16 protein-coding genes and 1 pseudogene are annotated in these 24,127 nt (G+C 60.2%); 8 read left to right on the top strand and 9 right to left on the bottom strand.

Annotated elements, in window-relative coordinates; translation table 11 throughout:
• Positions 1 to 4: 4 nt before the first annotated feature.
• The 6 genes from ACR9Y2_RS16660 to ACR9Y2_RS16635 form a co-directional block, all read right to left on the bottom strand.
• Positions 5 to 1,438, bottom strand: coding sequence for a serine hydrolase (locus ACR9Y2_RS16660; protein ID WP_435042576.1), 1,434 nt, complete (start codon positions 1,436 to 1,438; stop codon positions 5 to 7).
• 367 nt (positions 1,439 to 1,805) lie between these two features.
• Positions 1,806 to 5,321 carry a TonB-dependent receptor domain-containing protein gene (locus ACR9Y2_RS16655; RefSeq protein WP_435042575.1) on the bottom strand — a complete coding sequence of 1,172 codons (3,516 nt, stop codon included), beginning with the start codon at positions 5,319 to 5,321 and terminating at the stop codon, positions 1,806 to 1,808.
• A 430-nt stretch (positions 5,322 to 5,751) separates the two neighbouring features.
• Complete coding sequence (locus ACR9Y2_RS16650) at positions 5,752 to 6,270, bottom strand: GNAT family N-acetyltransferase (protein WP_435044873.1); 519 nt, start codon at positions 6,268 to 6,270, stop codon at positions 5,752 to 5,754.
• Positions 6,271 to 6,395: 125 nt separating this feature from the next.
• On the bottom strand, positions 6,396 to 7,070 hold the full coding sequence (locus ACR9Y2_RS16645) for a VOC family protein (RefSeq protein ID WP_435042573.1): 675 nt from the start codon (positions 7,068 to 7,070) through the stop codon (positions 6,396 to 6,398).
• A gap of 112 nt (positions 7,071 to 7,182) precedes the next feature.
• Positions 7,183 to 8,217 (bottom strand): DNA glycosylase AlkZ-like family protein, encoded by a 1,035-nt coding sequence (locus tag ACR9Y2_RS16640; protein WP_435042571.1) that lies wholly within the window; start codon positions 8,215 to 8,217, stop codon positions 7,183 to 7,185.
• Positions 8,218 to 8,262: 45 nt separating this feature from the next.
• Positions 8,263 to 9,174 (bottom strand): LysR family transcriptional regulator, encoded by a 912-nt coding sequence (locus ACR9Y2_RS16635; protein WP_435042569.1) that lies wholly within the window; start codon positions 9,172 to 9,174, stop codon positions 8,263 to 8,265.
• Positions 9,175 to 9,245: 71 nt separating this feature from the next.
• Here ACR9Y2_RS16635 and katG point away from each other — a divergent pair, with 71 nt between their 5' ends.
• On the top strand, positions 9,246 to 11,459 hold the full coding sequence (gene katG, locus ACR9Y2_RS16630; RefSeq protein ID WP_435042568.1) for a catalase/peroxidase HPI: 2,214 nt from the start codon (positions 9,246 to 9,248) through the stop codon (positions 11,457 to 11,459).
• A gap of 2,001 nt (positions 11,460 to 13,460) precedes the next feature.
• On the opposite strand, the gene ACR9Y2_RS16625 is transcribed toward katG, so the two are convergent.
• Entirely contained in the window at positions 13,461 to 13,940 is a 480-nt protein-coding gene (locus ACR9Y2_RS16625) for a hypothetical protein (protein WP_435042567.1), read from the bottom strand.
• Positions 13,941 to 14,193: 253 nt separating this feature from the next.
• Between ACR9Y2_RS16625 and ACR9Y2_RS16620 the strand changes: the two genes are divergently transcribed.
• From ACR9Y2_RS16620 to ACR9Y2_RS16595, 6 genes and pseudogenes are all read left to right on the top strand, one after another.
• A complete protein-coding gene (locus ACR9Y2_RS16620) occupies positions 14,194 to 15,174 on the top strand; it encodes a WD40/YVTN/BNR-like repeat-containing protein (protein WP_435042566.1) in 981 nt (326 codons plus the stop codon).
• A gap of 792 nt (positions 15,175 to 15,966) precedes the next feature.
• On the top strand, positions 15,967 to 18,045 hold the full coding sequence (locus ACR9Y2_RS16615) for an AAA family ATPase (RefSeq protein ID WP_435042565.1): 2,079 nt from the start codon (positions 15,967 to 15,969) through the stop codon (positions 18,043 to 18,045).
• Positions 18,038 to 18,667, top strand: coding sequence for a hypothetical protein (locus ACR9Y2_RS16610; RefSeq protein ID WP_435042564.1), 630 nt, complete (start codon positions 18,038 to 18,040; stop codon positions 18,665 to 18,667). The genes ACR9Y2_RS16615 and ACR9Y2_RS16610 overlap by 8 nt, the downstream gene beginning before the upstream one ends.
• Complete coding sequence (locus tag ACR9Y2_RS16605; RefSeq protein WP_435042563.1) at positions 18,664 to 19,710, top strand: hypothetical protein; 1,047 nt, start codon at positions 18,664 to 18,666, stop codon at positions 19,708 to 19,710. Before ACR9Y2_RS16610 ends, ACR9Y2_RS16605 begins: the two co-directional genes overlap by 4 nt.
• Positions 19,710 to 19,958: pseudogene (locus tag ACR9Y2_RS16600) on the top strand (DNA methyltransferase); the annotation flags it as partial. The gene ACR9Y2_RS16605 and the pseudogene ACR9Y2_RS16600, both read left to right, overlap by 1 nt.
• A 48-nt stretch (positions 19,959 to 20,006) precedes the next feature.
• Positions 20,007 to 20,987 carry a hypothetical protein gene (locus tag ACR9Y2_RS16595; protein WP_435044909.1) on the top strand — a complete coding sequence of 327 codons (981 nt, stop codon included), beginning with the start codon at positions 20,007 to 20,009 and terminating at the stop codon, positions 20,985 to 20,987.
• Between the two features lie 25 nt (positions 20,988 to 21,012).
• Here the strand turns inward: ACR9Y2_RS16595 and ACR9Y2_RS16590 are convergent, their stop codons facing one another.
• Together ACR9Y2_RS16590 and ACR9Y2_RS16585 are read right to left on the bottom strand one after the other, a co-directional pair.
• Positions 21,013 to 22,065, bottom strand: a complete 1,053-nt coding sequence (locus ACR9Y2_RS16590) for a hypothetical protein (RefSeq protein WP_435042562.1) — start codon at positions 22,063 to 22,065, stop codon at positions 21,013 to 21,015.
• 268 nt (positions 22,066 to 22,333) lie between these two features.
• The gene (locus tag ACR9Y2_RS16585) at positions 22,334 to 22,567 is read right to left on the bottom strand and encodes a hypothetical protein (protein WP_435042560.1); all 234 of its coding nucleotides are present in this window, start codon (positions 22,565 to 22,567) and stop codon (positions 22,334 to 22,336) included.
• A 1,174-nt stretch (positions 22,568 to 23,741) separates the two neighbouring features.
• Here ACR9Y2_RS16585 and ACR9Y2_RS16580 point away from each other — a divergent pair.
• A complete protein-coding gene (locus tag ACR9Y2_RS16580) occupies positions 23,742 to 24,026 on the top strand; it encodes a hypothetical protein (protein ID WP_435042559.1) in 285 nt (94 codons plus the stop codon).
• Positions 24,027 to 24,127 lie beyond the last annotated feature (101 nt).

Genomic DNA, 24,127 nt, shown 5'->3' with positions numbered 1-24,127 from the left:
CCCTCTACCGTCCCTTCCGCTTCGCCACGCCCCCATCCGCCAGCAGTTCCATGCCGCCATCCGCCCCCGTCCGGAAGCGCGTCGGCGGCACATGCCCGTCCATGTCGAAGAACGAATCCGGCCCGTCCGCCAGCAGGGGGACGCCCACCTCCCCGAGCCCCGACGTCAGCCGCCCGTCCTTCACCCGGATATGGACCACCGGCCCGCCCGGAAACGCATAATCCCCCACATACGACGCCAGCACCGCCCCGTCCACCGCCACCACGGCCCGTTCCTTCGGCAGGTAGTCCACCCACCCATACTCCACCGCGATCGACCTCAGGATCTCCATCGCCAGGTCGCCGCCCCAGTCCCCATTTGTCATCACCACCGCCCCTTCGCCCGAATCCCGATACGCGAAGTACTGGCAGCGATACCCCTCGTTGGCGCCCCCATGGGAAAACGACGCCCGGCCCGCCGTCTCGTTCAACCCGATACCCAACCCGTATTGCCCGGCGGCCTTCGACAGCATCGTCTTCACGGTCTCCGCCTTCAGCACCTTACCCGGCTTCTGGATTTCCAACACCCACCGCGCCAGCTCGCTCGGTGTCGTCCACAACCCCGCCGCGGTCTCTTCCGGATACGTATGCCACCGCCCCACAATCGCCTTACCTTCTCCCCGATACCCGCTCGCCGCAGTCCGCGCACGCTCCATCCCCAGCGGCTGCTCATACGAGCTCACCTTCATCCCCAACGGATCCAGGATCAACGCCCGCGCAAGATCCGCAAACTTCTGCCCCGTCACGTCCTCCAGCAGCAGTTGCATCACCTCATACCCGCCGCCGGAATACCGGTAGCCGCTGCCCGGAGCCTTGTTCACCCGCACCGCCGCCGTATTCGCCGGAGCCTTCCCGTCCAGCAATTGCGGCAATGTCGGCACCGCCGCGCCCACCGCGTACCCCGGGAATCCATGCACCGTCAGCCCCGCGTTGTGGCTCAGCAAACGCCGCAGCGTCACCTTCTCCACTTTCGTGAACTCATTCTCCGGAACCTTCCAGCTCCGCAGCTTCTCGTTCACGTCCTCGTCCAGGCTGAGTTTGCCTTGCTCCACCAGCCGCATCGCCACCGACGCCGCCACACCCTTGCTCAACGAAGCCGCCTGGAACAAAGTCTCAGCCGTCACCGGAGCGCCGCTGCCCGCATCGCGCTGCCCATACCCCCGGGCCCACTCCACCCGGCCCCCGTGAATCACCGCCACGCTCACGCCCGGCACCTTGTAGTGCGCCATGCGCTCGGCAATCTTCATCCGCTCGGCCGCACTGCCCTTCAGCCGGTTGGGCCGTTGCAGCCCGTTCTCAACGCGTGCGATTCGCTCTTCCGCCGGCGAGGCGGCGCGCACCAGCGGCCAACCGGCCAGCGCGCACAGCATCGCAGCCGCAATATACTTGCGTGGATTCATGTCCTATATAGGTACACCCGGGGCCAGCGATCTGCAAATTGGGCGGCAATCACCCCGGCAGGGTTCCGCCCTGCCGGCCGCCAATACAGACGAAGCAGCAAACGGCGCCGTGAACGTAAGTGAGCGGATAGCCACCGTAAGGCTCCACTCAGTTCAGCAGCGCGAGGCAGTGCGTGAGCGTCTTCAAGGTCGTGGACCTCAGAGGTCCCTTCCCCGAAGCGGATTCGTCACAATCCGAAGCATCCTCAAGATCCCTAGGCGGCTCGTCATCCACGGACCCCGCCATCCGACACCCCAATCCCTCACCGGCGATCCGTCCATCGCGGACGCAGGAGAACCACCTCCCGCGCCCGCGACCAGCCACAATTCAGAACCCCACTCTCAACCCAAACCGGAACTCCCGCGACCGCCCCATCGCATCCCCCGACTGCGTCGCCAGGATCCGCCCGAAGTTCGAACTATTGGCATTGCTATTGGGGTTCGCGAAGTGCGGTGTGTTGCTCAGGTTGAACGACTCCCCTCGGAACTGCACATTCACCGCCTCGGTGATCTTGAACGTCCGGTAGAGACTCAAGTCCGCATTGATCACGCCCGGTCCGCGCATCGTATTCCGCCCCACTGTCCCAAACCTTGCGCCAGTGGGACGCGAAAAGGCTGTCGTGTCGAACCACGTCCCGTCGTCACCCACCAACCCCAACTTGTCCACATTCGGCTTCGCCAGATCCGCCGTCTGCAGATTCCCCGGCATATTCAAGCTCGACCCGGAAGCAGTGACGGTATACTGCCGCCCCTGGTAAGCGGCAAACAGTCCATTGAACTGCCAGTCGCCCAACACCGCCGCGGCCACCCCGCCCGTTGCCCACTTCTTCGTCTTCCCGAATGGAAGCTCATACATATAGCCCACTTGGAACATATGTGGGATGTTGAAATTCGAATTGGCGCGGTTCCGGTCGAGCACGCTCAGCGCATTCCAACTGAACGCTGTCCAATCGCTGTAGCTTGCCTCGTCGATGGCATGCGAATACGTATACGCGCCTTTAATCAGCAGGCCACCCGTCAGGCGCCGGTTCACCGACATCTGCATCGAGTGGTAGTTACTGTGTGTACGCCCATTCCACTCTCGAGTCGTCGCAGTGCGCCCGAACCGCTGATACAACACTCGCCCGTCGTTGCCCGAACCCGGGATCTGCGAGGCGTTGATATCCAGGAACGCGAACCCATTCACCGAGGCCGTCCCGACATAACCCAGCGACGCCAGGAACTCGCCCGGCAGCTTGTGCTCGACGATGAAGTTCCACGACTGGATGTAGCCTCGCTTCATCTGCTCGTTCGCCACCGGATAGCCCATCTCGTCCGACGACGGCAGAGGAATCCGGCCCTTGCTGATGTCCGGGCAGCAGATTGGAATGATGCCCACATTTGGACCCAATGGCTGGTTCGGCACGCCCGCCTTTACATAGTTCGGATCGGTCGTCACCGGCTGGTAGCCATTCACCCCATCGAATACCGACACCAGCGTCAACGGATACCAGCCCCGCAATGCCTGCGCACCCCATGGATGCGAGTGATACGTGATGCCATAGCCGCTCCGGATCACCGTGTTGTTCGCCACCTGATACGCTAGGCCCACGCGCGGCGCGAACAGCTTCTTGCTGAAGCCCACCCCCGCATCCCTCGGCACTCCGCCATACCCGCCCACCAGCACCTCGTTCGTCGTCGGATCGTAGGATTCAACACCCATCCCAGCCGAACGGGTCCGCGTCGGATACAGCTCCCAGCGCAGCCCCAGGCTCAGCGTCAGCTTGGGACTCACCCTCCACCGGTCTCTCACATACAGCGCATACACATTCTCCATGCTGTTCATCTTGATGAACTGGCTGCTCTTCCCCGCTTCGTTCGATGCCCCCAGCAGAAAAGCACCCATCCCGTTCCAGGTCTCTTCAAACGACGGAGCCCCATTCTGGAACCCCACCGTCTGCTCCAGGGCCGACGGGTTCAGCGCCGTCAATCCAGATCCGAAATAGAACGCGCCGCGCGGGCCCTCGCCCAGCTCCGGTTGCCAGTGATTCATCAGGTGATGCAGGAACTCGAAGCCAAACCGGATATCGTGCTTGCCCTTCATCCAGCTCGCATTGGTGTTCAAAGTGATCGACTGGTCGTTCCGGTATAACGGGTTCCAGCCTTCCGTATTCCCCAGTCCCGAGTAGTCGGAAACATAGAACGCCGGCATCCCGCTTTCCTTCGGATCCGGGCCGTTTGTCCCCGGGATCCCCAACACGTCCAGCCCGAAATTCGTGCCCAGGTCCGGCGACTGCACGTTCTGCCCGAACCGCGTCCAGCCCACCGTTCCGTCAATCAGGAACGTCGGCGTAACCGTGTACGTTTGCCCGATCGCCGCCAGTTGCACCAGCGTGTGACCGTCTCCCACACCGCCGTCGCACAGGCACCCGCCGCCGGCCGCGCCCAATCCGAAATCTCCGTGCACCAGCGCATTCATCACGCTGTACTTGCCCCAGATCTGATTCTTCGCGCTCCGGTTCCAGTTGATCTTCGCATCGAGATTGTTGCGATTCAGCCGCTGCGTCCCCTGGTTGAAATAGTTGCTCAGGTCCCCCGCTTGGTTCGCATGCGGCACCAGCGCCAGCAGCTTCTGCATCGGCGCGTTGAACCGCGAACCCGGAATCACGTTGAGACGTCCGCCGCTCGAAAAGACCGACCGGCCGGTGCCATCCGGACTGCCGGAATACGGGTCGAACACCATCCCTTCCCGCAACGCCGTCTGGCCGCCCTCCGTGGTCGGCACCATGATCTGCCGGCCCTGCGCATCCAGAATCTGCGAGCCCAGCTTCCTGCTGAAATCGCCCGCCCGGAAATCATCCGTCGGGACGGAGAATAGGCTCGACCGCCCCACACGCTCGAACGTGCCTTCCCAATCCGTGAAGAAGAACAGCTTGCCCCGCTTCACCGGCCCGCCTACACTCCCGCCGACAATGTTGCGGTTCCCATTCGGCTTCTTCGTGGTCCCTGTGCGATTCTCATCCCAAAGCATGGCCCGCGTGACATTGTTTGCATTGAATCCAAACGCGCTGCCATGGAAACTATTGGTCCCCGTCTTTGTGGCCACGGTCACCGCCGCGCCACCCGTCATCCCCTGGTCCGCGTCGAAATTGTTCGTGGAGATGTTCACCTCCTCAATACTCTCCACTGGCGGCACATACACCATATGGTGCGGCATCGTCACCAGAATGTTCGCCGCGCCGTCCACCCGCGTATTATTCGCCCCGCGCTCCTGGCCGTTGATATTCGTGCTCAGGTCCCGCTGCGGAGTGTCGATCACCGCATTCTGGAACTGCACCGGCGTCGCGCCCGGCACCAGGTTCATCAGTGTCTGATAGTTGCGGTACCCCGAAAGCGGCAGGTTGCCGATCGCTCTCGACTCGAGGTTCGTGTTCACGTCGGCCTTGCTCGTCTGCAACGTAGCCTCGCTCGCCGCCACGGTTATCGATTCAGCAACACCCCCAACTTCCAGCCGCAAGTCCGTACGCGTGACATTGTTGATCCGCACCGCCACGCCCTTTTGCGTAACGGTCTTGAACCCCGGAGCCGTGATCGACAGATCATAGCTGCCCTCCATCAGGTTCTGGACCGCGAAATACCCGCTCTGGTCCGTGAAAGCCTGCACAGTCAGGCCCGTTGACGTATTTGTCACAGTCACCGCCCCCTTCACTACCGCGGCGCTGGACTGGTCTGTGATGGAGCCAACAATGGAGCCGTAAAGCACTTGCGCGGAGGCAAGTGAGGAATTCACGGCGAAAAGAAGGAAGCTGGTGATCGCAATGGACAGCAGGATCCCCACCCCGGAAGACACCCTCTGCGTTCGCATTCTTGAGTTCTCCTGAACCACCAATTTAATGCGATATCTCTGATGAAAAATAACCCGTTTTTTCGCCTCAGTCAAGAAACTTGTTGTGCTACACAGAAATAATGCAATGACGCCTACGGTATCTCCATTTCTCTGTAATCCCCACAACAACATAGGCGGATTCGGATGGCGCCCCATGCTGGCACCGGCTGCGTGCATCGCTTGGGAGCAGGCACACTGCCCGGGTATCGCCGCATATTTGCCGCAATACAGGCTCGTCGGTCACCTGCATTACGTCACTTTGCAGTCACTCCATCAACCAGGGAACACCAAAAGATAGCGCGCCGTTTCTTCGCCGGGATTGCCTCACTGGCATCGCTCAGTCAGCGCAATTCCAGGAAAGTGGGAATTTCCCACGCCTCCGGACGCACCGCCAACCCGCGGCCCGCAATCAGGCCCGCCGCTCCAACAGCACCGTCGCGTGCCCCTTGTAGACCGTCCGGCTATATTCCTGGAAGCCGCACTTCTCCGCCACTCGCATCGATGCCGCATTCTCTGGATGAATCAGGCACACGGTGCGCCCCACCCCCAGTTCCACGTCACGCCACGCCAACGCCGCCCGCACGGCCTCCGTCGCATACCCCTTCCCCTGCGCCGGCGGCACCATCACCCACCCCACCTCCGGTATTCCCTGGATCGGCGGCTCAATCTCTCGCTTCCAATCGGCAAAACCAACCTCGCCCAGAAAGCGCCCCGTAGCCCGTTCTTCCACTAGCCAATAGCCAAAGCCCAGATACTGCCAGTGCCCTGCATACCGCAGGAATCGCACCCACGCCTCTTCTTCCGAGAAAGGCCGCCCGCCGATAAACCGCGTCACCGCGGGGTCCGCCCACATGGCGGCCGATGGCACAAAGTCCTCCAGGCGGTGGCCGCGCAACCGCAGCCGTTCGGTTTCGATCACGGGAATCATCAGCGCGTTTGTGGGTCCGGAAGTGTGCAAAGCCAGCTCCTGGACATCCAGTCTACCGGCGTGCAGGCACGCTCAGCCAGCGTCATCCGCTCAGCCGCACGGCCCTTCCGGCAAATCGCCCGCCGTCACTCCGGCGGTGCTTCGCCCTTCTGCTCGCGCACCATATACTCCGCATACCACTCCGGCCAGTTCGCATCCGGCTGCCCCGTCCGCGCCTCGTGCTGCCCGTGCGCCGCCGCCGCCCGCTGCATCGCCTTCGACAGATCGCTCGCTGACGCATACGTCGTGTCGCCGGCCACCCGCCCCGGCAGCCGCGTCGTCACTTCCTGCATCAGCCAGCCGTTCCCATCCGGATCGCTGAACGAGAGGAACGACCGGTAGCTCCGCCGCTCCGGATCCAACCCGCTTGCCCTCACCCGCCCAAACAGGTAGTGCGGATCACTGCCCGCAAACACACCCCCGCCGTCGTGGAAGATCTCCGTCGCATCCACCCCGTGCGCAATCAGTTCCGCCCGCGCAGCCGCAATATCGGAGACAACCAGGTACAACCCTTGCGCGGAGCCCGGCGCCGCACCCGTCACATTCTTCCCGAAGATGACCGAACACCCTGAACCCGGCGGCGTAAACTGCAGCACGCGAAAATCTGAGCCGTTATCGTAATCGGCATCCAGCCGCCACCCGAGCCGGCTGTAGAATTCCTTCGCGCGGCCGACATCCGAAACCGGGATGACGACAATCTCGAACTTCATATCGACTCTCGACCCGACCGTGTCGGGGCTCGGTACGCCCGTGGTGCTCATGGTTGTCTCCTGGTTAGTCTTACATCTGGTATTACTTCCTAACCAAAGTATTGTGCATGAGAACCGCCCGTTCCGAAACGGGCTTTTGATTAAAGCCCCATCGCCGCGCCCATCACTTTCCCCCGCTCGCTCCACCCCACCGCACTGTCAACCCGCCTTCAGTCCCCGGTACCGGCAGCCCCCCTGCCTCCGCCTCCACCGCCGCCCGCTCCTTCGCCGAGAACCGTCTCCAGGCATCGATCGAGACCTCCGCCCCCGCCCGCCGCCACACCCCCGCAATCTCACCGCCCACCAGCAGCGCTCCCGGCCACACACGCGAAGTCCACAACTCCGCCCGCCGCTCATCATCGGCCACCAGGATCTCTCGATCCCCGCCCCACGCCAGGTAGAACGCATCCCCACTCGGCAGCAGCCGCGCCACCGCCGCTGGCCCGCCCTTTCTCCGGAATGCCCCCTCGTCTTCCGTCAGGATCCACCCCTCGCCCACCGCAGTCCGCACCGCCGTCAACCCGCCCGCCATCGCCCGGAACACCGCCACCGCCGCCGGCCCCCCAATCCCCGCCCATTTCGCGAACGACGCAGCCGTCCCCGGACCAAACACCTGCAAATACCGCCGCCCCAACTCCACCCGCGCCGCTTCCGGCTCCATCTCCGGCGCCGGCCCAGTCCACACCACTGGCTGCCGCGACCCATCCCATCGCAACAACACCCGACCCGTCGCCGCCGCATACCGCAAACTGTTCGGAGCCACCCCCAGCCCCCGGCCGGCTTGCCCAAACGGCATCCGCTGCCCGTTCAGATACGCGTGCAGCCGCTCCGCCGTATCCTCCGCCCGCGCCCGCCGCACCGCATCCGCCGGCAGCCGGCCCAGCGAGAACACCGCCAGGTCCCTGGCCGCCACCACATAGTCACTGAACCGCGGACCCCACAACTGCACCAGCGATGGATGCGCCCAACCACTCGAATCCGTCCCTTCCACCCGTGCATGAATCGACAGCAGAGCCGCCCGTGGCACCGAGTCCTGCAACCCGGCCCACGCCGCCCGCCGCAACGACTCCTCACCCGCCGGCAGCCGCTCGTCTAAACCACAAACCCGCCGCCGGAAGCCCACAATCTGTGAACGCGAAAGTACAAGAGGAGAATTCATGACCCGCCCAGTTCCTCAAATGATTACACCTTCTCCTTACCCCCCTTACTGTTTCCGAGCCCCCACCGTCTCCCGCAAATACCCCGTAAATGCCTCCAACGCCTTCGACAAATACCGCCGCTCCAGCCGGATATACCCCACCCTCCGGCTCACCTTCGGCTCAATCTCAATCATCCGGCAGCCCTGGCTCAGGCTCCGCCCCATCTCCGGCACAATGCTCACCCCAAACCCGGCCCGGATCAGTTCAAATATCGTCAAAAACTGATCCGCCTCAAACTGCCCCGAAAACCGCGCCCGCGCCCGGTCGCACACCGCCAGCGTCTCGTCCCGTAAACAATGCCCATCCTTCAGGATCAACAGCCGCTCCTCCGACACCCGCCGCAACTGCACCTTCTCCGCCCCGGCCAGCGCATGGCCCTCCGGCACCGCCAGGTACAGCGGATCCCGGAACAACTCCTTCATCACCAGTCCCGCCCCCTCCACCGGCAGGCTCACCACCGCCACATCCATCTGCCCTTCCAACACCAGCTCCACCAGCTCCGCCGTCGTACCCTCCCGCACATGCAGTTCCACGTCCTGATACCGCTCCGTGAACCCCTTCAACAACGGCGTCAAATAATATGGCAGGATCGTCGGAATCGCCCCCACCCGCAGCGGACCGTGCATCCCCTTCCGCGCCCGCTCAAAACACTCCGGCAGCGCCGCCGCATCCTCCAGCAGCGCCTGCGCCTTGCCCAGAATCGCCTCCCCCAGCGGAGTCAGCTCCACCCGCCGGTTCAGCCGTTCAAACAGCGCTCCGCCCAACCCCTCTTCCAGCCGCGCAATCTGCTCCGAAAGCGACGGCTGCGCGATCCCCAAATCGTCCGCCGCCTTCGTGAAACTCCCCGTCCGCGCCACCGCGCAGAAATACTCCAATTGCCGCAAATCAAACCCGCGTGTTCGCATTTTCTGTGCCATAGGAAACTCCGATCCACACCATAGCCTCAATCGTGTTGACCTATCCTACCGCGCCGCATAAACTCGGTGCCATGAAGCTGTACGCAAAGCCGCTCCTCCTCGCCCTCGTCCTCGCCGCCGCACCCCTCGTGCCCGCGAACCTCGCCTGGGGCCAGCAGCCACAATCCAATAAATTCTGGTGGCCCGAGAAACTCGACCTCACCCCCCTCCGCCAGAACGCCCCGCAGTCCAACCCCCTCGGCCCAAATTTCAACTACGCCAAAGCCTTCTCCACCCTCGACCTCAAAGCCGTCAAACTCGACATCCACAATGTGCTGAAAACCTCGCAGGACTGGTGGCCCGCCGACTACGGCAACTACGGCCCCTTCTTCATCCGCATGGCCTGGCACAGTGCCGGCACCTACCGCACCCTCGACGGACGTGGCGGAGCCGGTGGCGGACAGCAGCGCTTCGATCCCCTCAATAGCTGGCCCGACAACGGCAACCTCGACAAAGCCCGCCGCCTCCTCTGGCCCGTCAAACAGAAGTACGGCGCCAAACTCTCCTGGGGCGACCTCATGGTCCTCGCCGGCAACGTCGCCCTCGAAGACATGGGCTTCAAAACCTTCGGCTTCGCCGGAGGCCGCGCCGACGACTGGGAACCCGAGCTCGTCTACTGGGGCCCCGAACAGAAGATGCTCGACGACAAACGCTATAGCGGCAATCGCAACTTGGCGAAGCCTCTCGCCGCCGTCCAGATGGGCCTCATCTATGTGAACCCCGAAGGCCCCAACGGCAACCCCGACCCCCTCGCCGCCGCCAAGGACATCCGCGACACCTTCGGCCGCATGGCCATGAACGACGAAGAAACCCTCGCCCTCATCGCCGGCGGCCACACCTTCGGCAAGGCCCACGGAGCCCACCCCGTCGACACCTGCGTCGGACCCGAACCCGCCGCCGCCGGCCTCGAAAAGCAGGGCCTCGGCTGGGACAACAAGTGCGGCAAGGGCAGCGGCGGCGACGCCATCACCAGCGGCCTCGAAGGCGCTTGGAGCGCCACCCCCACCAAGTGGTCCTCTCAATACCTCGACAACCTCTTCGCTTTCGAATGGGTCAAAACCAAGAGCCCTGCTGGAGCCACCCAGTGGATCCCCGCCGATAACAAGGGCGCCACCCTCGTCCCCGATGCGCACGACCCCGCCAAGCGCCACGCGCCCATCATGTTCACCACCGACATCGCCCTCAAGATGGACCCCAGCTACAACAAAATCGCCACCCGCTTCCGCGAACACCCCGAGGAGTTCCAACTCGCCTTCGCCAAAGCCTGGTTCAAGCTCACCCATCGCGACATGGGCCCCAAGGCCCGCTACCTCGGCGCCGAAGTCCCATCCGAGGACCTCATCTGGCAGGATCCCCTGCCCAAGGCCGAAGCCAAGCCCCTCGACGCCAAAGACGTCGCCGCGCTCAAGGCAAAGATCCTCGCCTCCGGCCTGACGGTCCCTGAACTCGTCCGCACCGCCTGGGCCTCCGCCGCCTCCTTCCGCGGCACCGACATGCGCGGTGGAGCCAACGGAGCGCGCCTCCGCCTCGCCCCCGAAAAGGATTGGGCCGTCAACAACCCCGCCGAACTCGCCAAGGTCCTCCCCCGCCTGGAAGCCATCCAAGCCGACTTCAATAAGGGCGGCAAAAAGGTCTCCCTGGCTGACCTGATCGTGCTCGGCGGCACGGCCGCCGTGGAGAAGGCAGCGAAGGATGCCGGCCAAACCATCCAGGTCCCCTTCACCCCCGGCCGTGTCGACGCCACCCAGGCCCAAACCGACGTCGCTTCCTTCGCCGTCCTCGAGCCCACGGCCGACGGCTTCCGCAACTACTTCGGAGCCGGCCAAACCGTCTCCCCGGCCGAGAAACTGGTAGACCGCGCCAACATGCTGGAACTCACCGTTCCGGAAATGACAGTCCTGGTCGGAGGCCTCCGGGCCCTGAACGCCAACACGGGCGGCTCCCCCTACGGCGTCTTCACCACCCGGCCCGGAACGTTGAATAACGACTTCTTCGTGAACCTCCTGGACATGTCCACCAAGTGGACCGTGTCGACGAAGGGCGAAGGTCTCTACGAAGGCGTAGACCGCAAGACCGGCCAGGTCAAGTGGACCGCCACTCCGGCCGACCTGATCTTCGGCTCCAACTCCGAACTGCGAGCGGTAGCGGAAGTCTACGGCGCCTCGGACGCGAAGGAGAAGTTCGCGCAGGACTTTGCGAAGACGTGGGCCAAGGTGATGAACCTGGACCGCTTCGACCTGCGGTAACCCCAAGGAGAGGGCGGCCCCGCCGCCCTTTTCTCTCCCGCCCATCCCAAACCCGCGAACAGAGCGGCGACCGTGTACAGAGCCGCGAGTGTCAATGAGCGGGCATCTCACCGAAACGTCCCAAGCACCGCCCGAAGGCCCGCCCATCCCCACGCCGAGAGCCCCGGCGACTCGGCGAACTCGAACACCTCCACCCGCACCGCAGGTCCTGCCGGGTTCAGCACGAGGCCCGGAAACCCCAGCACCGAGAGCTGGCCATGATTTCCTCGCGCCTGAGACAGGCTCCGCTCCAGCGTGAACCGGGTGTCGGTCGCGTCGAATGGATGCGCTCCCTCGTCCCACTCCCGAGTTTGGCCTCCGGAACCGCAACACGCCCCGCACCCGTGCCAGAATCCGCGAACGCGGCGAGGCGCTCTGCCGTTTCCTCTGCGATGTGGTTCGCAGCAGAACCGATGAGGAGCTGGGTGGCTGGTTGGGGGCTCTCGGAAGAACGAGTCTGGCCGGCCACCCATTGGCTGGATTGGGTGCGGTGATGGCTGATGGCGCCTTGGAGGCGGGGTTGTCGTTTGAGCCGAGTTTCGTTGGGATTGGGATGGGTCCCCGGTTGCGCCTGCGGCTCCACCGGGGGTAAGACTGGGGGTGGCTGGGTGACTGTTGGGGCGGGTGTGGCTGATGGGTTTGATCGGCCAGATTTGCTATGGGTTTGGGGTTGGCGATCGGTCGCGCACCTGAGTTGGAGGAGATTGGGTTTGGCTCGGGTGTGGTTGATGTTGCGGCGAGCCCCCGGCTGCGCCGGGGGTAAGGCTGGGGGCGGCTGGGCAACTGTTGGGGCGATTGGTGCGGATGGGTTTGGCCGGCCTGGTTCGCCGAATGGGTTTGGTCGGCCACAAATTCGGTGGGGCTGGGGGTTGCTCGCGATGGTGCGGTCAGGCTGACTTCGTTTGGCTCGAGTGTTGGTGTTGTTGCGGCGGGCCCCCGGCTGCGCCGGGGGTAAGGCTGGGGGCGGCTGGGCAACTGTTGGGGCGATTGGTGCGGATGGGTTTGGCCGGCCTGGTTCGCCGAATGGGTTTGGTCGGCCACAAATTCGGTGGGGCTGGGGGTTGCTCGCGATGGTGCGGTCAGGCTGACTTCGTTTGGCTCGAGTGTTGGTGTTGTTGCGGCGGGCCCCCGGCTGCGCCGAAGGTAAGGCTGGGGGCGGCTGGGCGACTGTTGGGGCGAGTGTTGCGGATGGGTTTGGTCGGCCAGATTTGCTGAATGGGTTTGGTCGGCCACGAATTCGATGGGGCTGGGGGTTGCTCGCGATGGTGCGGTCAGGCTGACTTCGTTTGGCTCGAGTGTTGGTGTTGTTGCGGCGGGCCCCCGGCTGCGCCGGGGGTAAGGCTGGGGGTGGCCGACCGGCTGTTGAGGCGGTTGGTGCGGATGGGTTTGGTCGGCCTGGTTCGCCGAATGGGTTTGGTCGGCCACGAATTCGATGGGTTGGGTTTGGGCTAGTTCGGCTTCCAGTTTTGCGGGCTCGGCGCTGAGGGCTTGTTCGACTTTGCGGAGACGGGCCTGGATCCAGCCTGCATAACGGTTTAGGGCCTGGAGATAGCCGGTTTGGCGGAGCACCCATTGGGTGGCGAGTTCCTGGTTGCCCTGGGCGTAGTCGAGGCCGGCGTTGAAGAGGCCGCGCTCCCGGGTTTCGTGGAGGATGCGGTGGCCGTCGAGCATCCACCAGTCGAAATGGAGGGCTCGGCGAGCGGGGTCGGTTATGGCCCTGGTTTTGTCTTCGGCGATGACTCGGAAATGAGCCTCCAAGCGGGACGGCATGCGGTGGACGCGGGCGTAGGCGCGGGTGCGGCAACCGTTGGCGGAGACTACGGCTTTGCCAGCGGGGGTACGGGGTCCGGTGGACTTGCGGGCGTTGGCGCGGTTGGCTGCCAGGCGTTTTTCCGAGATTGTTTCCAGGGGCATGAGCGGGGCCTTTCTGTCTTGGTGACGGGGTTTGCCGGGTATTGGCCGTCAATTCGGGTACAGCCGCTGAACGAGGCGGAGTTCGACGGCGAGGACGCGATGGCGCCGCCAGTAGCGTTCTTCGAGTTTGAGAGCTTCCTGGAGCGACTTGCGCTGAGCGGGGTCCATGGTCAGCCAGGCCTGCAAGGCGTGGACGCCGGGACTGGCTTTGGGGACGAGTTCATTGGTGATGTCCCATTGGCGTTGGATCTGGAGGGTGAGGGCATTGGCTTCGAAGGAGGCGTAGCGTTCGGCGCGCCAGATGCATTCGGCCATGCGGTCAGCGAGGATGTGCTGGTAGGTGGTAGTGGGTTTGTACTGTTCGTGGACGGCGGCACGAACTTTCCTGTAGTACTCCTTGCGTTCGCAGAAGGTGGTGACGGCGGAGGCTTTGGCTCCGGTGAGGATGCCGTCTTCCAGGACGGAGGTGGTGTGGAAGATGCGATCGGCATCGGAGATGGTGAAACCCGGGTCTTCGTAGATGTTCACGACGAGTAATCCTCTGTAACCAGGGTAGGGAGGGGTAACCAAGGCTTATGGGCCTGAAAATCTGTAAATGATTGATTCCGTTGAGCGAGATTTTTTTTGAAATCCTGTGATCAAGATCTCTTAATGTGCGAAATGGGGGTGTTTGGGGTGATGAAGGATTTCTCATCCCGGGTATTCTAGGAGGGTGCGGCACTCAGGGCCTGGGCGACAAAGTTATAGAGCGTTTCCTGCGACGAGGTGGAGGCGGCGGCGTATGACGGTGCGGATGATCCTCGGCGGCTTGTGCCTGTTTGCTTTGGGGCTGATGGGGGCGATGGCGAGTGCGGCCGGCCCGAGCCATGCGGTGTATCGAACGACGGACCGGGGCCGGTCGTGGTCGCGAGCAGATGAAGGGTTGCCGGGGCAGGCGCGGATCAACGCCTTTGCCGCCATCGGAGGCGCTGTCCTGACGGGGACGGATGCGGGCGTGTTCGTGTCTGTGGACGAGGGGCGGCGGTGGCAGGCGGCTTCGGGGGTGGCGTCGACTTCCGGGCGGATCCTGAGCCTGGCTACCGCGGGTGACCGGGTGTATGCGGGGACGGACCGGAGCGGGGTGCTGGTCTCCGTGGATCAGGGCCAAACGTGGTCGCGGAGTGCCGGATTTCCGGCGCCGTATGTTCGTTCCCTGCTGGGCGATGGGGCTGCGATTTATGCCGGGACGGACAAGCAGGGGGTGTATTCGTCCGAGGACGGAGGCGTGTCGTGGGTCGGCATGAGTGATGGACTTCCGGCCGATGGGCAGATCTTCACGATGACGAAGGTGAAGGGTACGTTGTTCGCGGGGTTGTATGCGAAGGGGCTGTGGAGCTTTCAGGAGGGGTTGCGGCGCTGGGTGCGCGTGGGTGAGGTGGTGCCGCTGGTGTTGGCGCCGGCTGGAGGGACGTTGATTGTGGGGCACAATCCGGGTGGGTTGCTGTGGAGTGCGGACCTGGGGCGGACTTGGGGGCAGGGCAGGGCGGCGGGGGCCGTTGCGGCTGGTGGTGCTGGCGAACTGACTCAGGATGCGCCGGTTTGGGAAGCGGGGGCTGGGGATGGGATTGTGTATGCGGGGGCGGCGGAGGGGATCTATTATTCGGAGGACGAGGGACGGAGTTGGACGAGAGCTCGCGGTGGGTTGCCGGCAGTGAGTTCGGGGATTGCTTTTTTGGGTGGGGGTGGATTTGCTTTGGCGGGGGTGGTGGTGCGGGGGGAGTGAGGGAGAGACTTCTCGACGAAGGTCAGTGGACAGTGGTTGTGCGGCTGCTGCAGCAGGCGAGAGTTGCGATCCCACTGGAAATCTTGAAGTGTGACAAAGTGGGGTGAGGAGGGGCGGCAAGATGGATTGCGAGTCGGCTCCAGGTACTGGTGAGCTGGTCGTTACACTGTTTTCGCCGCACTGATTTCAGACTACAGTGGCGATTTGGGTTGAATGAATGTGTACTTCGGGCCAAGCCGAGCATGGATGCGGGGCCGCGTAGGTCTCTTTAAGTAGTTTAATGTGAGTCGATTGCGAAATCGCAATAATCTTGGTCGGGTGCTGCCCATCCGCGGCGTCAGACCGTCTGGACGAGCAGCCTTCGGAGGTAAGTGTCCCGCTCTCTGCGATTTGTAGACGAGTGCGCGCCCGGCTGCCCATCAATGCCAGGGCCTCCCTCATTCACATTGCACCAGCCTTGGGAGTGACAGGTCAACAGATTCCGATTTCTGGGTTGAAGGGGGCACTGTCTCGAATTGCGCAGTGCCTCGCACTTTGGTCGCCGGTGGATATCCCGGATCCGCCATCGAGTTCTTGCAGCATCACCACTCGTTCGGGAATGCATCTTCACTCATCGAAACGCGGAGCGCTTACAGCCATCCGAGTCCACTCCCGACCATATTGCGCCCCAATGCCTAAAGCTGTACCATCAGTGGTTTAGGTTGCGTCCACCCCAGAACCCAATGACCAGACTCCCGCTTATTCGTTCGACCGTCGTTAGACCTCCAGATCCCCGATGCTCGAACGAGAAAAATGTTGAGCCACGGAGCCCCCTCCTTGCCTAGCACTTCGAAGAAACTCGTGCCTCGCCCACGGTTGAACCTCCCAAAAATTCACCGGCTAGTCCTAAGGAATTTTTCGCTCTATTCGACACAGCCAACAGTTGAGGTGGTACTCAATAAGGGAGTATTCTGTCTTGCGGGCGCCAACGGCCTTGGGAAATCTACCTTCCTCGCAGCTGTCAACTTCGCACTGACTGGCCGAGTATCGGATCCTAATCGGGCTTTCCTTTCAATAGGAGAATTCTATCGCCACACCGAAGACTTCTCCACTGAATTCTTCGACGGCCGAATTGACGAAAATGACCGTGAATATGCCGAAGTAATTCTGGAGATGACTGTTGGTTCACAGTCGTACCGCCTCACTCGTGGCATGTTCGAGCCAGAGGAGTTGAGAGGGCTAGAGATCACCGGCGAGGACGGGGCGTCACTGGCGAGAATTAATGACCTTAAGCCCCGCGAGCGACACGATGTCTACAGCAAAAACTTGGCTATCGACATCGGGTTGCATTCATTCGAGCAGTACGTCTTCCTTCAGCACTTCGTTTTCACATTCGATGAAAGCCGACATCTCTTGTTCTGGGATGCCAAGGTGCTCGAGCGCGCACTCTACATAGCATTTGGAGTGGATCAGCGAGATGCAGAACGTGCGGATGAGCTACGGCGAGAGTCCGAGAAAGCGGATTCACTGGCACGAAATGCTAACTGGCAGGCCACAGAGCTCAGAAAAAAGCTTGAGGATCTCCAAAAAGCAATAGGCGGGAAGAGCGCGACGGACGATTCCGAAGATCTCCGAGCTGAACATGAGCGTTTGTTCAAAAGATCTGACGATCTCCAGCAGAAGACCGAGAGCATGGAGTACGCCTTGAAGGACGCCAATCTGAAGATCTCAGAGTTGAGCGCACGCCAAGCCTCCCTCCGCGCGGAATACGAGATGGAGTTCTCTCGACGATTTCAAACGCAATCTGCGGTCGAACAGAGTCCTATCGTTGCCATGTCTCTTGCTGAGAACCGGTGTGGCGTATGCGGAGCGGAAGGTCTATCGGTCGGTTCCACGATCCAGCGGAAGCTCGATAATCATCGATGTCCGATGTGTGAAGAGCTGGTAACGCCGGCTACAAAAAAGGATATCAAGGCGATACAGGCATTGGACCAGCACATTTCAAATACTCACGCGCTACTCGTCGATGCCGTTAAGCAAAAAGATCGCCTGCAGAGAGAGCTGGCTGAAGTGCAGGCGAGAAGGGGCACAGCTAGAGCGTTGCTAGTAGAATTCGAGGCGAAGAACCGGCAATCGCTTGACGCGGTCTCTCGTCCGAAGCAGGTAGACGGAATTGATGCGACGATAAAGCGTTATCGGACTCAAATTGAAGAATTGCTCGACAAGAAGAAGGCTCAGTACGACAAACGCAACGACCGCCGCCGGGAGCTCACGGTTCTCCAAAGAGGCCTCATCAATCGCTATGCTGCTGCCGAAGTCGAATTCGTCCCGGCATTCATCGATCTCGCTCAACGGTTCATCGGTCTTGATCTTGATATTAAATTAGAAACTCCACAGAATCTTGGAGTTGCCTTGTTACTAGAGGTGAAGAGTTCGGCGCGCCGACAATTTCATCAACTGTCTGAAAGTCAACGATTCTTTATTGACATAGCATTGCGAATGGCATTGATTAAGTATATGTCGTCTCTAGAAAGCAAGGGTAGCTTTTTTGTCGACACGCCAGAAGGTTCTCTTGATATCGCCTATGAAAGTAGGGCAGGGGATATGTTTGCGCGATTCGTACGCGACGGCTTCGGCATAATAATGACCGCGAATATTAATACTTCTCGCCTTCTTCTCGCTTTGGCGGCGAAGTGCGGTCAGGCGGAGATGAATTTATGTCGCATGACATCGTGGACTGAACTCTCAGATGTCCAGCAAGGAGAAGAGCATCTCTTCGATGAGGCCTTTGACGAGATAGAGAAGGCGATGGTGGGGCCGAAAATCCTAGCGCGCAGCGAAAAGAAGATCGAAGCCCGCTCGAAGATCGGAGCCCGCTCAAGGAATGATTAATCCCTACGCCGCCTTCGATAGCCTCTACATCTCTGAGGCTCTGCGGAAAAACATTCAGCACCCTGTCGTTGCGGAGCTCCACGTGTTCGCCTATTTGGCATGCCTCTTGTCTCTCTACCGGGGGCAGCCCGTCGCAGAATGGGGTTATGGCTTCGCCGGTACGCGAGGCGGCTCCCCGTTTAGCCACGAGCTGGATAGCGCGGTGCGCACGTTGATCGCACTGGGGTTCCTAAGCGTTTCGGAGGGGAATGTAAGAATCACAGAGCGCGGACAGTCCGAGCTTTCAGTTCTCCGTCAATTTCATCAGAATAAGGAAAGAATCGATTGCCTCGAGCCAGCCACATCGAGTGCATTGACAATGCCCGTTGGCGTCATTCGACACGCGCTCGCCCAGGAGCCCACGCTGATGCCGTCCAGCCAACTGCTGACAACTCGCACACTTCTTGACGGACCTTATATGCCCCGCCTGTACGAACAATTCGCGGCTCTCGGCCGCACGGTTGGTATCGAGCACGAAGATCTCCTGATACCGGCAACAGTGTGGCTAGGCTATCTCTGGCGCGTTTCGGAGATGCTAAACGGCGGAATTGCGACTGGCGTTGTGGAGTCGATGGAGAAATGACTATCGACGAAACAGCGATGGCGAGCGTCTTCGAAGACGCGTTCCTGCCGTTCGTGGTGCGGGAGCATGGAGAGGCGGCGGGACCTGCAGTGAGATCGATCCTCACCTTCATCCGGGGCTTCTATACTCATATTGCGCCGGAAGGTCGCAGCGGAAAGATCATCATTTTTCAATCGCTTGACCCGACTGCCCGCCCGATCCCCAAGCCTGGCCTCGTATGCTCCTCTGTAACTGAAGTCGTCAATAAGATTGCTGGTCACTGCGCGATTCAAATAATTCCCAGTGGTACATTTATTCTTTGGGCGAAACACGCAATAGATCCTGCCGTACTCTCTGTGCACTCAGTGGTCTATTCTTTTTATCAGGGTGCTGAATATTTTCACGCTAATAAAAAGAGCAAGCATGTTGTTAAATTGTTACCGGGCCGTTCAAGTAATTTCGCAGTTCCAACGTTCAGTAGCCTCAGAGAAGCGTTGTCATCCTATCGGGACACGATCGCGAGGACCTCTTCATGTGAGATTTTGAATACAGCCTGGTACGATAGGAAGCGTCTATTCTTCATTGCCGGCCCGGAAGAGACCATTCGGCGTTCACTCACACGATTTCTTAAAATCACGCTCAATGCAAGTGCCGAGGTGCGACCAGAGCAGATTGTTGACGAGTCACATCCAGTTGACATCAAAGTAACATGGTTCATGACCAACAGACTTGCCCTGATCGAGATCAAGTGGTTAGGAGTGTCTCGGGATAGTGTTAAGATAAGAACATCGTACTCAGCGTCGCGTGCCAGGAGTGGGGCGAAGCAACTTGCAAATTATATGGATTCAAATAGGATCCAGGCGCCTATTCATGAAGCACGCGGCTACCTTGTTGTTATGGACGCTCGACGCGCGAAGCTAGTACTTAATAGCTCTACTATATCTGCAATTGATGGAATGAAATTCGCTGATGCTGAGATTGAATATGATCCACAGTATCACGAATCCAGAGATGACTTTGAGAATCCGATTCGGATGTTTGTAGCCCCCGAGTGTGCGCCTTAATGTTGAATGAATCGTTTGAACTGCGCGGAACTGGATGCTCTTCCGCGACTGACTGCTCCACTTTGGCTCGACACCGCTGGTACGTAATCAAAGAGGGGTTCTCTCCGCAAGTGTTTAAGTCCGCTGCTGATAGGGTCGAGTTGACCGCTCAGGATAGCATCCTCGACCCATTCTGTGGCAGCGGCACAGTTCCGCTCGCTGCTAGTCTCAATGGGTATAGGGGGGTTGGAATTGAGGTCAATCCGTTCCTTGAGTTTGTTTCCCGGACAAAGCTCACTCAATGTCGAGCGCAAACAGTGCGCGAATACCTCGGTGGCATGTTGCTCGGATTGCGGCGTGGCGCGAAGTCTCCGCTCGATAGCTACTCTACCTTTTCCGATAAGGGTAAATCATCGAAATGGCTGTTCAACGGATCCGTACTCCGTTCGTTTGAGGGCGGTTGGAGGGCTTCGCAGAAGACTCCCGAGAGTGTTGGAAACTTGCTTCGCCTTTGTCTATTGGGTGCAGCTATGGATAATTGCAACGCAGTCGCTGACGGCAAATGCCTAAGGTATCGCAAGGACTGGCAGGTGGCAAAATTCGACCGGGCCCATTTTGAAGAGAGGTTTCAGCATAGGGTCGAGATTGTTTGTGCGGATCTTGAAGAGTTCCCGATCCCAAAAGATAGTTCTGAGATTTATTGTGGTGATGCTCGGAGAATTTTGACAACGGAGGGGCGGAGGTTTAAGTTATGCGTTACATCTCCTCCTTATTTGAATTCGTTTGACTACTCGGATGTGTATCGCCCGGAGCTATTTCTCGGTAAATTTGTTGATTCTACGGCAGAGCTCGCACTGATTCGGAAATCTACTATCCGATCTCATGTTCAAGCGAGATGGGAGTTGCCGGAGAGATCATCATTCGGCCCGGTTTTTTCTAACATGATTGCAGAAGTAAGGGCGCGTTCAGCGGATTTATGGGATAAAAAAATCCCCACTATGATTCAGGCCTACTTTGAGGATATGGAGCGTATTCTTCTTCGATTGAGGCGATTGGCACTTCCCGAAGCTGCAGTTTGGATTGTGGTCGCTACTTCTGCTTATGCAGGCGTCGAAGTCCCGGTTGACTTCATCATCGCTGAGATAGCCGAGCGTTCTGGATGGTACCTGAGCGAGGTGGGCGTCTTACGGCATTTGCGGAGTTCTGGTCAGCATATTAACTCGCTGGCGGATGGGATCGAGCGGACTCTCCACCTACGGGAAAGTGTTGTAATTCTGAAGGCAGCCCGGTGCTCATAGAGTTTCTGGGATTTGCTTGTTGTGCTTACGACAAATGCAGTTGAAGAAACTGCTCAGTGTATTTGGCGGGCGTTAGTTGAGATTGCATGTAGTGGACATAGGCGGCAGGATTCTCAGCCGTAGTGAGAACGCGTTCCAAATAACACCGCAGAGCCATGAATGAAGCAATGAGTGCGCCGCCGCCTACCAAGAAGGCCGGATTCGCTAAGTGCAGACCCCAGTCCGAAACCCAGTAGCTCGGGAGGGACATACTCAACACCCCAGATATGCATGTGATGTTGAGTAGCCTGAGCTTCGACTCCAGAGCCTTGATCTTCAACTGAAGCACGCTGTTGTGGTGCTCGATTGCTTTCTCCAATTCGTGTCCTGGTCGCAAGACTTGCAGATCGCGCGCGAGGTTGCTGATTGCATCATAGAATGCGGCGCGTTCTGGTGTGTGGTCCTCTCTGAACTGTATCAAGTCAGAGATGGGGATGCTCTGAATATCGACAGGCAGTGCCGTCCGCATCACCGCAGTCGCCAACACAAACCCCACGTCTGAGTGTGGTCCCCCACCTTCGGGTGGCAGCGGGACATAGTCGGCCGTCTGAAAAGCAGGGTTGTCAGTAAGAATTGGTCGATGGCCTGCCATGTGCTTAGCCAGGAACGTCATGTACAACAGTCCAACGTCTTCAGGCATCTCAATTTCGGCGTCGCGTTCGATTGCCAGGCCGACCTCGCGGAGTTCGTCGAACAGCGCTCTGTCCATCTTGTCGATGAACATGCTATATGTTCTCTGCGGCCCGGGTTGAACGACGCGGCGCTGGCGCACGAGATCGAGAAAGCGGCGAAAGCTCTCGTGTGAGTCGTCGGCCGGAAATGTCGGCGCCTCATCTTCGATGAATCCTGAGTCTTGCAGCGCTTCGAAGTCTTGTAGGAGCTTGATGCTGTCGTATCGTTTGTGTTTCGATGCGACGAAGCTCTTCGGCACGATGCGCGAGATGCCGTCGTGGTACAAGGCGGCAGTCCGTAGCCAGACGCGGTCTTTGGGGAATATGTGAGGATAATACAGGGCGCGACCGTAGTGAATGATGGGCATTAGGACTAGTCTACCGAACAGTGTCGGGCAAGGGCGCGGCGAGGATAAGATCCTGGAACATGCCTTGCGCCTATGAAGCAGTTCAGTTCGCAATCCCCAGTCGCATCGCTCGCCCCGCTGGTTTCCGTATCCCCACGGTCTTGCCGGAGGGATGCTGATTCGATGTGCCTACAACCATAGAAACTTGGGCGATTTGATCACCGACGATAGGCGTCGATCAATTCTTTCTCAATGCGAAAGTTCCCCTCTCCGGCCATGCGCTTAGCCCTTAGCGCGCGGTTCTGGTGATGGTGACGGGGTAGTCAATCACCTCTGGACTGCCATCTATGCTGAACCTCAGACGGCAGTTGTCGGTGGTCTTGCTGCAATTGCCGTTGAAGCAGGCCCCAGCCAGAAGGTAGATCTTTGTGTCGCTGTCCGGAGCCACTTTGAGATCCCGACCGAGCGTAGCGCCCCCGCTATCGCGGATTTCAAAGCCCTCCTGAGTTACGGCATCATACATGGCCCACCAGTCCTGATCGCAGGACAGTATGTGGTTCCTTGGAATTGTTACCACACGGCCTCTGACGCTGACCTTCCCTACCAGGTAGACCTTCCCACTTGGTTGCGCAAAGCTGATTCCGACAGACTTGTCCGCAGACCACTGAGTTGGTGGACTGCTGCATGCTACGCCAGCGAGGCTAACTGCCAAGGCCGCCAATGCGAAAGACCCAACGGATCTATTTCCCACTAGAGTACTCCTCTTGTTGTAATTGGTTGTCATTGGCAGACCGGATAAGGGAGATGCTAGACATGATCGAGAAGGTATGAAAGGTGCTCAAAGTGCACGTTGTCTAGCTTTGCACCGGCTTTGCGGTCGCGTGCCGATTTGAGTATTCGAGTCGACAAACCGCTCAAGTCTAGGACAAGGCCTGCCTGGGCGGGAGCATGTTCCATCCGGGTACCTGGAGCGGATTGTACCAAGCACGGCAGAGAAAGAGGTATTAAGACCTGTAAGACAGTTTGGCGTTGCCTTTTTCCTCAAGCTCTTGTCAGCGCTGGAGCAAGCATCTTTTTGGGCAGTTGCCAACCCCGTGACAGAGCAGAGGAGGAGGGAGGTCCACAATACGAAGTTGGCATGAGGAGACACCCTTTTCCTGCTCGCATCGGGTAGTACTCATTGTGCGGTGCCAGTTCCCAATCGGCGTTCCCAGTTTCAGGTTGGAACATCGCCTCATGCTGTTGTGGCCAGGCAGCGGCAATGGAACAGCAACGGCGATGTGCTCAGATCGACCACCCGGAGAGATCGCGGGCTGTGGTCTGCTGGCGGACGCCAGGTCCAGTGTGGCTGCCACGAAGGCTAGACTCGGGTTATGGACGAGGTAGCGGATCTTTCCGGCGGGGCCGATAGGCGGTTGGCCGTGTATGGGAGTTTGGCTCCGGGGCGGGTGAATTATGGCCAGATTTCGGCTCTGGCGGGGGCTTGGCGGCGGGGGACGGTCCGGGGCGTTCTGCGGCCCTCGGACTGGTGGGCGGCTTTGGGGTTTCCGGGGTTGGTGCTGGATCCGGCAGGGCCTGCGGTCGGGGTGGAGGTGTTCGAGTCGGCGGAGTTGCCGGGGTACTGGGCTCGGTTTCCGGGGATCGCATCACCGTGAGCTTTTGTATTTGCGCCCGCGTTATCCTGTGAATTCGAAACTATGGATGCCGGTTCCCATCCTTTTGTCATCGGGCTGATCGTTCTGGTCGCATTCCTGGCGATCTTTGGCCCTCCCGCCTGGTGGTACACGCGCGGGCGAAGGCCGGGCGAGCGACGAGAAAAGCGATGGGGCGCCATATTGCTCGGCATCCTGATGATCATCTCGATCGGCTACGTCCAGCCATCGGTACGCGGCGATTGGTTTGGCTGGAGTGCCAACATGGCGCGCGTGGTGGGCGGAGTGTGGTTGCTGGCGTGGGGGGCGAAGGGGGCTCGCGTGGCGTGATGGCCGGTGAAGGCTGGTATCGTTTGGATTGAGGGTCGGGTTCCGAGAGGTTAGCAGCCTGTGGCGGAGGTCGCGCAGCCGCGTTCGCACCGCCGCCGGCA

It is taken from the genome of Paludibaculum fermentans (genome assembly GCF_051172195.1).
GTDB lineage: Bacteria > Acidobacteriota > Terriglobia > Bryobacterales > Bryobacteraceae > Paludibaculum > Paludibaculum fermentans_A.
This window is presented reverse-complemented; position numbering and strand designations above follow the sequence as displayed.